The organism is Arthrobacter sp. B0427-1-12 (assembly GCF_059092905.1).
Window position 1 is genome coordinate 1 of record NZ_JBNHIC010000084.1, and the last position, 9895, is coordinate 9895.

A 9895-nucleotide genomic window follows, 5' to 3' on the forward strand; every position below is an offset into this window, starting at 1 on the left:
CTGAACCGGGGAACGAGCCGGAAGTGGATTCTGAGTCTTAAGGCCGGGGGAGTTTGAAACCGGGGCTGCCGGGCACCTGAGGTGCCCGGCAGCCCGGAATCGCTGGAACCGGAGGCTTACTTGCCCAGCTGTTCCACGACGTAATCGATGCACTTGATCAGGGCGCTCACGTCCTCGGGCTCGATCGCCACGAAGGTGGCGATGCGCAGCTGGTTGCGGCCGAGCTTGCGGTACGGCTCCACATCCACTACGCCGTTGGCCCGCAGCACCTTGGCCACTGCCGCAGCGTCCACCGAGTCGGCGAAGTCGATGGTGGCGATCACGTTGGAACGGTGCTCAGGGTTCGCCACATACGGGGTGGTCAAGGGATTGGTCTCTGCCCACTCGTAGACCCGGCCGGCCGAATCCGCCGTCCGCTTGGCGGCGAAGTCCAGGCCGCCCTGGGCGTTCAGCCACTCGACTTGGGCGTTGAGGGTCACCAGCGTGGACAGCGCCGGAGTGTTGTAGGTCTGGTTCTTCAGCGAGTTGTCGATTGCGGTGGACAGGTTCAGGAAGTCCGGGATCCAGCGGTCGGTCGCGGAGATCTTCGCGGCGCGCTCCAGCGCGGCAGGGGAGAAGAGGCCCAGCCACAGGCCGCCGTCGGAGGCGAAGTTCTTCTGCGGCGAGAAGTAGTAGACATCAGGCTGGGAAACGTCCACGTTGAGGCCGCCCGCGGCGGAGGTCGCATCGATGAGGACCAGGGCGCCTTCATCCGCACCTGCTACCCGCTGGACCGGCGCGGCGACGCCGGTGGAGGTTTCGTTCTGTGCCCAGGCGTAGACATCGACGCCGGCCTCGGCGGACGGGGTTGGCAGGGAGCCGGGCTCCGACTTGATGATGGAGGACGCCTCGAGGAACGGCGCCTTGTCCGTGGCCGAGGCGAACTTGGAGCTGAATTCGCCGAAGGACAGGTGCTGGGCCTTCTTCTCGACGAGGCCGAAGGTGGCGATATCCCAGAAGGCGGTGGCTCCGCCGATGCCAAGGATCACCTCATAGCCTTCCGGCGCTTTGAAGAACTGGCCCAGCCCCTCGCGGATGCTGCCGACCAGGTTCTTCACCGGGGCCTGCCGGTGCGAGGTGCCCAGGATTCCGGGATTCGCCTTCGCCAGTGCGTCGAGCTGCTCCTGGCGGACCTTCGACGGTCCGGCTCCGAAGCGGCCGTCCTTGGGCAGGAGTTCGGTGGGGATGCGGATAGTTGCGTTTTCGCTCATGGCGGCTCCAAACAATTCAGGGCTTTGTGTTGGTTCCTCACATTCTGCCCCAGTGCGGTCCGGCGGAGTTAGTTGAGGACGAATAATTCCCTGCGGCGGGACGCGGCGGGCACGTGGGGATTATCTGGACTCTGTACAAATAAGCTAATCTAAGGGGATGAGCGGCGGCGCGCTCCGCCGCCCGCTGTACCCCGCCTTCCATCCCGCTCTAGGAGCTGAACCGACGTGACAGACCTGATCGATACAACGGAGATGTATCTGCGCACCATCCTGGAGCTGGAGGAAGAAAACATTGTCGCGCTGCGGGCCCGCATTGCGGAACGGCTGCGCCATTCAGGTCCCACCGTCTCCCAGACCATCGGCCGGATGGAGCGGGACGGACTCGTGGTGGTATCCAATGACCGCCGCTTGGAGTTGACGGAAGCGGGCCGCCAGCGTGCCACTGAGGTAATGCGTAAGCACCGCCTCGCGGAACGCCTGCTTGCGGACGTGATCGGGCTGGACTGGGCCTACGTCCATGACGAGGCTTGCCGCTGGGAGCACGTGATGAGCGAGCGGGTGGAGCAGCGCCTGTATGAACTGCTGGGTCGGCCGACGGAATCGCCGTACGGAAATCCGATCCCGGGGCTCGAATCCCTGGGCGGCGAGCCGGCCAGGGGATTCACCGAGGGTGTAATCAACCTGCTGGAAGCCATGCGTGGCTATACCAAGGATTCGGCAGTCACGCTGGTACGGTTGTCCGAGCCGATCCAGGTAGAGCCGGAACTGCTGGCCCAACTGGATGAAGGCGGTCTCCGTCCCGGGGCGAAACTGACGTTGGAAGCGGTGGGCGAATACGTATCCGTCCGCGTTCCGGACATCGAGGGGGCTCTGGAACTGCCGCCAGAGGTCGCTGTACACGTCTTCGTGTCCGTCGCCTGACCAGTCCCCCGGAAACGCGGCGCAGGGACCTTCCTGTCCGCAATCTTGCCTGTCCGCAGACCGGCAGGTACGGCCGGAAGATGCGGCCGGCAATGGCGCGATGACGCGCCGTGATTTCCGCCATTTGGCCGAGCTGGCCATGTTGGATGCGTCACATGCCCCACTAGGCAATATGCATAGTGTGGGCGGTCCATACTCTGAAAATCCTTACAATAACGGCCGTTCTGGCTGTCTCTCCGACTTGTGGGATGTCCCAAGAGTTACCCACAGGGAATATAACGAAATTGTAACCGCCCGTTTTGGCTGTTTATAGTTGAGCCCTGGCGCCGAGACCTAGGCGTTATCGGATCCGCAGCCGAGCCCTGTCAGCGGATGCGATGTTTCAACCCACCTTGACAGGGGCGGAGGACCCATTGAGCGGCAGTTTCTGATCAACGTCTGATCGACTGCCTTGGGGTGAAGTCTCCAAATAACCGCAAAACAACCATGTCCTGCATGGGTGATTTGCGGTGCCTGGAGGCCGAGTTTCTCTACTCGAATCCGACAGCTAACTTCGCAGGCTTCAGGAGAGGGAAACTTTTGTCTAAGCACAAAGCAACGGGAGGCTTCCGTTCAGCCTCCCCGGCAGCCGATCGGAACCCGCGTGGCGGCCAGCATGCCAGCCGCCGGGCCTCCGAAGCCCGTCCGTCCGTCGCGGGCAAGGGCCTGGGCCAGAAGATGGGAGTCGTTGCCGCGGCTTCCGGCTTGGCGCTCACCGTCCTGATGCCTTCGGCCTCTGCAGTGGGGGATCAGCCCGCCGCGGACCAGCCCGCCGCTGCCCCCGTGGTCGAACCGGCCGTCAATGCGAGCGTCTCCGCCGCTGCAGGCACCACGGTCGACTTCACGCGCTCCGGGCTGTCCAGCAGCTTCGATCCGGACGCCAAACTGCATCAGGTAATGGTTGCTTCGGGTGGAGATATCCAGCGAACGGCCGCCAAGGGCACCCTGTCCCAGCCGATCGCGGAGCTCAAACTGACTTCTCCGTTCGGCTACCGTATTTCCCCGATCACCGGCGCAAGCGGCGAACTACACACCGGCCAGGACTACGGCTCCGCCTGCGGAACCCCGGTCCAGACGGCCGCGGGGGGCACTGTGAAGTCCGCCGGATGGCATGCCTATGGCGGCGGAAACCGTGTGGAAGTAGACCATGGCAACGGCCTGGTGACTACCTACAACCACATGTCCGCCATCGATGTGAAGGTGGGCCAGGTGCTGGAGCGTGGGGACGGCGTCGGCAAGGTTGGCAGCACCGGTGCTTCGACGGGATGCCATCTGCATTTCGAAGTGATGCTCAAGGACAAGCACGTGGACCCGCTGGGCTGGCTGTAACCGAGTCCACACCATTCCGTGATCAGAATGTGACATTGGAATAAATCTGTTATAGCGTTCAACCCGTGCCAAATTCGAAAAGGATTGGCACCCTCGAGCAGATTGCCTAGCTCTGCCACTGTCCGAGGTCCGTTCGCATCTTCGCATGGCAGGGGCGGGGGAACCACTTTCGGGCTTCTGGGGAAGCCCTTGGGGTTAAGTCGCACAGCGTACTGGGCTACCAGTGCTGCCGTACGGCCGGATGACTCCCATCCGAATCCGACAGCTCACCTCGCAGGCATTGGGAGAGGTAATCATCCATGTCCGCACGCACTGCCAGCCGCCATCGCGCTGCTACTGTTCGCACCAGCCCCCTGACCACCATTTCCAAGGCCGTTTCCGCCAATGCCGGTTCCTTCGGCCGCCAGGCTGCCGTGGTGGCCGCCGCTTCCGGCCTGGTGCTGGCCAGCGGCGTCTCCGCAAACGCCGCGGGCGCGCCCGCGCTTCGTGAGGCTGTGACCACGCCGCTGACCATCCAGGCCCAGGTGCCAGTCCAGGCCCCGGCCGAGGCTCAAATCAGCTTCGATCGCCCCAAGGTGTCTTCCATTGCTGCACCGGTCGTCGAGCAGACCCCGGCCGTTGAAGCTCCGGCAGCCGAAGCTCCGGCTGCGCCGGCTGCCGCAGCCCCCGCCGCGCCGGCTCGTGCCGCGGCCCCCGCGGTGGCAGCTCCTGCAGCTGCGCCTGCCGCACAGGTCCAGCGCGCCGCCGCACCTGCCCAGGCCGCTCCCGCTGCCCCGGCTGCCGCGCCGGCACCCGCCCCGGCCGCTGCACCGGCACCCGCCGCACCCGCCGCACCCGCTGCTCCCGTTTCCAGCGGCATCGGCGCGGCCCTGGCGGCCTCCGCCATGAGCCAGATCGGTATCCGGCAGGACTGCACCGCAATGGTGGAGAAAGCCCTGCGCTCCGTCGGCAAGTCCGTCGGCGACATCGCGCCGGAGCACTTCTACCGCTACGGCACCGTCGTGTCCGACCCGCAGCCGGGCGACCTGATGATCCGCCCGGGCCACGTGGCCATCTACGTCGGCAACGGCATGGCCGTCAGCGGCGGCTTCAACGGCGGCAATACCGAGCTGCACCCGGCGTCCTACCTGGGCGGCTCCAGCTTCGTCCGCGTCAGCTAAGCGGGCGGGCTGGAAATGACTTCCCCGAACAAGACTGCCCGCCACCGGGCCGAGATCCGGCGCGGCACGGCGCTGGCGTCCGTCGCCAAGTCGGTATCAGGCAACGCCGCAACCATGGGGCGCCAGGCCGCCGTCGTTGTTGCCGCCTCCGGACTGGTGCTGTCCACCGGTGTTGCTGCCAGTGCGGATGATGCTCCGCGTTTGCCGCGCGAGGCTGTGACGTCCGCACTCGAGTTGCAGCCGGCCAGCGTAGCCGTACAGGCATCGCACCAGGTCCAGCTCAGCTTCGAGCGTCCCGGTATTTCTTCGGAGGTTGCGCCGGTCACCGAAGCGCCACAGGCCGAGCCGGCGCCGGCCCAGCAGAAGCCGGTTCAGCAGGTCGCTGCTCAGGAAGCTCCGGCTGAACGGGCCAAGGCCGAAGAGGTTCCGGCCCCGGCCCAGCCGGCTCCCGCCGTCCCGGCCCAGCCAGCCGGAGGGGCAGCCCAGCCGGCGGGAACAGCAGCAACCGCCGCTGCGCCCGGCACGCCTGTGGCCAGCACGCCCGTGACCAGCACACCGGCAGCGGCTCCGGCCGCTTCCGGGCTGGCAGCCACAATCGTGTCCGCAGCCTACGCCCAGCTTGGCGTCACCCAGGACTGCACTGCCCTGGTCACGAACTCGCTGCGCGTGGCAGGCATCAATTTCCACGACTGGCCTGCGGGTTACCTCTCCCTGGGCTCGACCGTGAGCGCTGCCCAGGCCCAGCCCGGCGACCTCGTCTACTACGCCGACGGCGGCATGGGCCTGGCCCACATCGCCGTCTATGTCGGCAACGGCATGGCCGTCCATGGCGGCTGGAACGGCGGCACGACCGCGCTGTTCAGCGTCAATGTCGGTTCCGGTCCGGTGTTCATTCGGGTAGCCGGCTAGCCAAGCGCCAAGACCGCACAGGGTCCGCACTCCACCGGAGTGCGGGCCCTGTGCCGTACCCGGACCCCTCTGGGCCGACCGGCAGGTTGCAGCTTGGTACGGTGCGGTGACGCGCGTGTTGCCGGCCGGTGAAATCTCTTCGGCGCAGCCGCCGCCGGCCGGCGAGAATTAGGGAATCTCAACTTTCCGGGCATACCCTAACTATCAACATCCGAAGTACCACGTCTGTGTTCTCGGGTAGCCGGGGCCTGCAGGCATGATCAGGCTAAGAGGAATGTGCATGCGCACTCTCGTTCTGAATGCTGGATATGAACCGCTGGCGGTCGTGACCTTCCGCCGGGCGCTGGTGCTTGTGCTGGCCGGAAAAGCGAGCGTCATCGCTGAAGATGACGACCCTGTGGTCAGTCCTACCACTATCCTCAACCGGCCGTCGGTCATCCTGCTGAACCGTTACGTCAAGGTTCCCTACCAGGAAGGCGCTGCCGTGACCCGCCGCGGCGTCCTCCGCCGGGACAACCACCTGTGCGCCTACTGCGGCAAGAATGCCAATACCATCGACCACGTGGTGCCGAAGTCCCGGGGCGGTGCGGACAGCTGGGAAAACCTGGTGGCCTGCTGCCTGCGCTGCAACAACCTCAAGGGCGATCTCACCTTGGCCCAGCTGGGCTGGTCGCTGCGCATCGTTCCCAAGCCCCCGCGCGGAACCCACTGGCGGATCCGTGAACTGGAACGTCCGGCGCCGCAGTGGGGTGAATTCCTGGAATCCTTCCCGGCCGCGTGACTGTGTCCGGCTTCGCGGCGACGGCTGCTTCCCATGCCTGACTTTGACGCCATTGTGCTGGCCGGCGGCCGGTCCTCGCGGCTGGGCGGAGTGCCGAAGGCGCTGTTAAAGTACGACGGCGCCACCCTCCTGAGTCGCGCCTTGGACAGTGTGCGCCGGGCGGCTGGGGTCGCCGTCGTCGGTCCGCCGGAGCTCGCCGGGGAGATCGGGGCGCAGCTGTCCACCTTGTCCGGCGGGAACCCGGACGTCACCCGTTTGCCGCCCACGGTGCTGACCCGGGAGGACCCGCCCTTCGCCGGACCGGCGGCCGGAATCGGTGCCGGCGCAGCGGCGCTGCGCGTGCCCGGCCGGGACCTTCCCCCTTATACCCTGCTTCTCGCCTGCGATATGCCGCTGCTCGGCGATCTGCCCGCACGGCTGCTGGACGCTGCACTCCGGCACCCGGAGGCGGAGCTGTGGATGCCGGTGGATGCTGCCGGGAAGGCACAGCCGCTCGCGTCCTGCATCGCCACTGACGCCCTGGCCCGCTGCCTCACTGAAGCCGCCGCCCGTGATCCCGCCGCCGGGGGCAAGGGCCTGGCCGGGATGTCAGTCTTGAAGCTGCTTGCTAGGGTGCAGGTATACGAGTGCCACTTCGCGTCCGGTGCAACCGGCGATGTGGACACATGGGCGGACGCGGAACACTTCGGTATTGCGCGCCCGTAGCCGTGGCCGGAGCAGGCCGGCAGGCGAAGCTACCGAAGGAGGCCCCCCGTGGCGGAGAATCCCGAAGCGCCGGCGAGGACCGGCGATGCCGGAGCGCAGGAACCGGCACAGCAGGAGATCAGCCAGCAGGAGATCCTTGAATCCTGGGTCGCCGAGCTGCTCGCGGCCCTCGAGCTGGAAGAAACGACGATCGACATCGACGCCGTCCTTGGCCTGGCTGGGGAAGCCGCGCACGCCGTCGTCCGGCCTGCCGCGCCGCTGACCACCTTCATCGTCGGGTATGCAGCCGGACTGGCGGCCGGCAGCGGGCAGGCCTCGGAGGCCGTGGCCATGCGCTCGGCCAGCGCAGTCGCCAGCCGACTGTGCAAAGGCGACGGTCAGTGATGGGGAACCAGGCCGTGACTCCGGCCGCCGGGGGGAGGAGCACGGACGCAACGATTGTGGACATGCCGTGGGCCGAGGCCTACCGCACGGCGTACCGCGCCGCCGGACCGCTGCCCTTCCAGACGGTGCCGCTGGCCCAGGCGCTGGGGCAGACCCTGGCATCCGACATCACCGCACTGCAGGGCATTCCCCACTATTCCTCCTCCGCCATGGATGGCTGGGCGGTAGCCGGGGACGGGCCGTGGGCCGTCCTGGAACCCAAGCCGGAGGCCCTGCCCTGGGAAGCCCATGAGTCGGCGGTCGAGCGGCTGGAGCCGGGACAGGCCGTCGCCATCCTGACCGGCGGGGCCATTCCCGAAGGCACCACCGGCGTGCTGCGCTCCGAACATGGTTACACCGAAACCGAGGGCGGGCGCAGCATCCTGCACCGCAATTCACGTGCCGCCCCGGACGAGCCGCACGAGGGCCAGCACATCCGTCCTGCCGCGGAGGAAGCGCGGCCCGGCGAGCTCACCATCAGCGCCGGAAAAGTCCTGAACCCGGCGCACATCGCCCTGGCCGCCGTCTGCGGCCACGACACACTGCCGGTCCTTCGCGCGCCGCGGGTGTCCCTGCTGCTGACCGGGGACGAGGTGATCGAGGCCGGGCTGCCGAAGCCGGGCCAGGTCCGGGATACCTTCGGCCCGCAGCTGCCCGCGCTGGTGGGCATGATGGGCGGGCACGTGGATACGGTGCGGCGCGCGCCGGACATGCTGGACGACGTCGTCAGCGCCCTGGGCTCGGAAGCCGCCGACGAGACCGCGATCACCCGCGCCTACAGCGACGTGGTGATCACCACCGGCGGGACCGGCACATCCTCCGCGGACCATATCCGCCGGGCGGTGGAACTGCTGGACGGGGAGTTCCTGATCCACAGCATCGCGATGCGTCCAGGCCATCCGACGCTGCTCGCCCGCCTGGGCGACGGGCGGTTCCTGGTGGGGCTGCCCGGCAATCCGCTGGCCGCCATGATGGCCTGCCTGACGGTAGTGCAGCCGCTGCTCGCCGGCCTGCGCGGCGCCGCCGAACCGTGGCTAGGCACCGTGCTGGCGGGCATGGACTTCGACCCGATGCCGGGCAGGAGCCGGCTGGTGCCGTATTGGCTGGAGGAAGGCCGGGCCGTCCCGGCGCAGTACACCCACTCCGGAATGCTGCGCGGACTGGCCGATGCCCACGGGGTCATGATCATTCCGGCGGAAGGCTGCATCCGGGACCAGGCCCTGCGCACCATCGAGCTGCCGTGGTAGGCCCTACTCTGGTAGGGACGGTTGTGGATATGGAGGTCAAATGGGCAGGGTCACCCAGCGCCGGAAGGTGCTCAAGCTGAGCCTGGAGGCCGGTCCACGGCGGCGCGAGGATGTGCTGGCCGCGGAGGAGCCCCTGGAGATACGCATCAACGGCACCGCATTCAGCGTCACCATGCGCACTCCCGGGGACGATTTCGACCTCGTCGCCGGTTTCCTGGTGTCCGAGGGCGTGGTCTGGAGCGCCGGCCAGCTGGACAGCATGCGGTTCTGCGCCGGAGAGGACGAGCAGGGCCGCCAGACGTTCAACGTCGTGGAGGCCCGGCTGGCGCCGGACGTTCAACTGCCGGAAACGTCGCTGGAGCGGCACGTCTATACGTCCAGTTCCTGCGGGATCTGCGGCACCGCCTCCATCGATGCCGTCGCCAAGAGCTCGCATTTTACGTACGACGCCGGGACGTCGCCTGCCGCCAGCGACGGCAGGATCCGGCTGGACGTGCTGCTGTCCCTGCCGGACCGGCTGCGCGAGCAGCAGAAACTTTTCGACCGCACCGGCGGGGTCCACGCAGCCGGATTGTTCACGCTGGATGGAACGCTGCTGTGCCTGCGCGAAGATGTTGGCCGCCACAATGCGGTGGACAAGGTGGTGGGCTGGGCCCTGCGTGAGGGCCGGCTTCCGCTGCGCAATACCGTCCTGCAGGTATCGGGACGTGCGTCCTTCGAGCTGGTGCAGAAGGCGTATCTGGCGGGTATCCCCGTGCTCTCGGCGGTGAGCGCGCCGTCGTCGCTGGCTATCGAGTTGGCCGAATCGGTGGGGCTCACGGTTGCCGGGTTCAGCCGGCGGAACAGCATCAATATTTATTCACATCCGGAACGCGTGGCCCAGGATGTCTCCGCGGGCGTCTAGGCTTGGGGAGTGACCACTGTCACGGCGGCATTGCGGCCGGTTCACCATGGCCGGCGCCGGTGCCGTCAGCCCGTTGTGGGCAACGACGCCCGCACGTCACGCTGCCGGGTGCTCGAGGCAGCAGAGCCAGGAGGGAAACCGTGGATTTTGTGAGGCGGAGTGCGCCGGTTGCGGACATTGACGAGAGTGAGCTTGAGGTTCATGAGCCGAAGAGGGCCGCGGCCGGT

At 67.2% G+C, this 9895-nt stretch carries 10 protein-coding genes and 2 riboswitches; of the genes, 9 read left to right on the forward strand and 1 reads right to left on the reverse strand.

Features of this window, described 5'->3' with window-relative positions; translation table 11 throughout:
• Positions 1-116: 116 nt before the first annotated feature.
• Entirely contained in the window at positions 117-1250 is a 1134-nt protein-coding gene (gene serC / locus AC5RWU_RS22675) for a phosphoserine transaminase (RefSeq protein ID WP_493986431.1), read from the reverse strand.
• A gap of 225 nt (positions 1251-1475) precedes the next feature.
• Between serC and AC5RWU_RS22680 the strand changes: the two genes are divergently transcribed.
• From AC5RWU_RS22680 to fdhD, 9 genes are all read left to right on the forward strand, one after another.
• On the forward strand, positions 1476-2171 hold the full coding sequence (locus tag AC5RWU_RS22680) for an iron-dependent transcriptional repressor DtxR (RefSeq protein WP_493986432.1): 696 nt from the start codon (positions 1476-1478) through the stop codon (positions 2169-2171).
• A gap of 374 nt (positions 2172-2545) precedes the next feature.
• Positions 2546-2749, forward strand: a riboswitch (cyclic di-AMP (ydaO/yuaA leader).
• 1 nt (position 2750) lies between these two features.
• The gene (locus AC5RWU_RS22685) at positions 2751-3539 is read left to right on the forward strand and encodes a M23 family metallopeptidase (RefSeq protein ID WP_493986433.1); all 789 of its coding nucleotides are present in this window, start codon (positions 2751-2753) and stop codon (positions 3537-3539) included.
• A 117-nt stretch (positions 3540-3656) separates the two neighbouring features.
• Positions 3657-3833, forward strand: a riboswitch (cyclic di-AMP (ydaO/yuaA leader).
• 5 nt (positions 3834-3838) lie between these two features.
• The gene (locus AC5RWU_RS22690; RefSeq protein ID WP_493986434.1) at positions 3839-4699 is read left to right on the forward strand and encodes a hypothetical protein; all 861 of its coding nucleotides are present in this window, start codon (positions 3839-3841) and stop codon (positions 4697-4699) included.
• Between the two features lie 15 nt (positions 4700-4714).
• The gene (locus AC5RWU_RS22695; RefSeq protein ID WP_493986435.1) at positions 4715-5608 is read left to right on the forward strand and encodes an NlpC/P60 family protein; all 894 of its coding nucleotides are present in this window, start codon (positions 4715-4717) and stop codon (positions 5606-5608) included.
• 280 nt (positions 5609-5888) lie between these two features.
• On the forward strand, positions 5889-6389 hold the full coding sequence (locus tag AC5RWU_RS22700) for an HNH endonuclease (RefSeq protein WP_493986436.1): 501 nt from the start codon (positions 5889-5891) through the stop codon (positions 6387-6389).
• A 33-nt stretch (positions 6390-6422) separates the two neighbouring features.
• Entirely contained in the window at positions 6423-7094 is a 672-nt protein-coding gene (gene mobA / locus AC5RWU_RS22705) for a molybdenum cofactor guanylyltransferase (protein WP_493986437.1), read from the forward strand.
• 48 nt (positions 7095-7142) lie between these two features.
• Entirely contained in the window at positions 7143-7478 is a 336-nt protein-coding gene (locus AC5RWU_RS22710) for a DUF6457 domain-containing protein (RefSeq protein WP_493986438.1), read from the forward strand.
• Complete coding sequence (locus AC5RWU_RS22715; RefSeq protein WP_493986440.1) at positions 7478-8764, forward strand: molybdopterin molybdotransferase MoeA; 1287 nt, start codon at positions 7478-7480, stop codon at positions 8762-8764. The genes AC5RWU_RS22710 and AC5RWU_RS22715 overlap by 1 nt, the downstream gene beginning before the upstream one ends.
• Positions 8765-8804: 40 nt before the next feature.
• Positions 8805-9668 (forward strand): formate dehydrogenase accessory sulfurtransferase FdhD, encoded by an 864-nt coding sequence (gene fdhD, locus AC5RWU_RS22720; protein WP_493986439.1) that lies wholly within the window; start codon positions 8805-8807, stop codon positions 9666-9668.
• Positions 9669-9895: the final 227 nt, after the last annotated feature.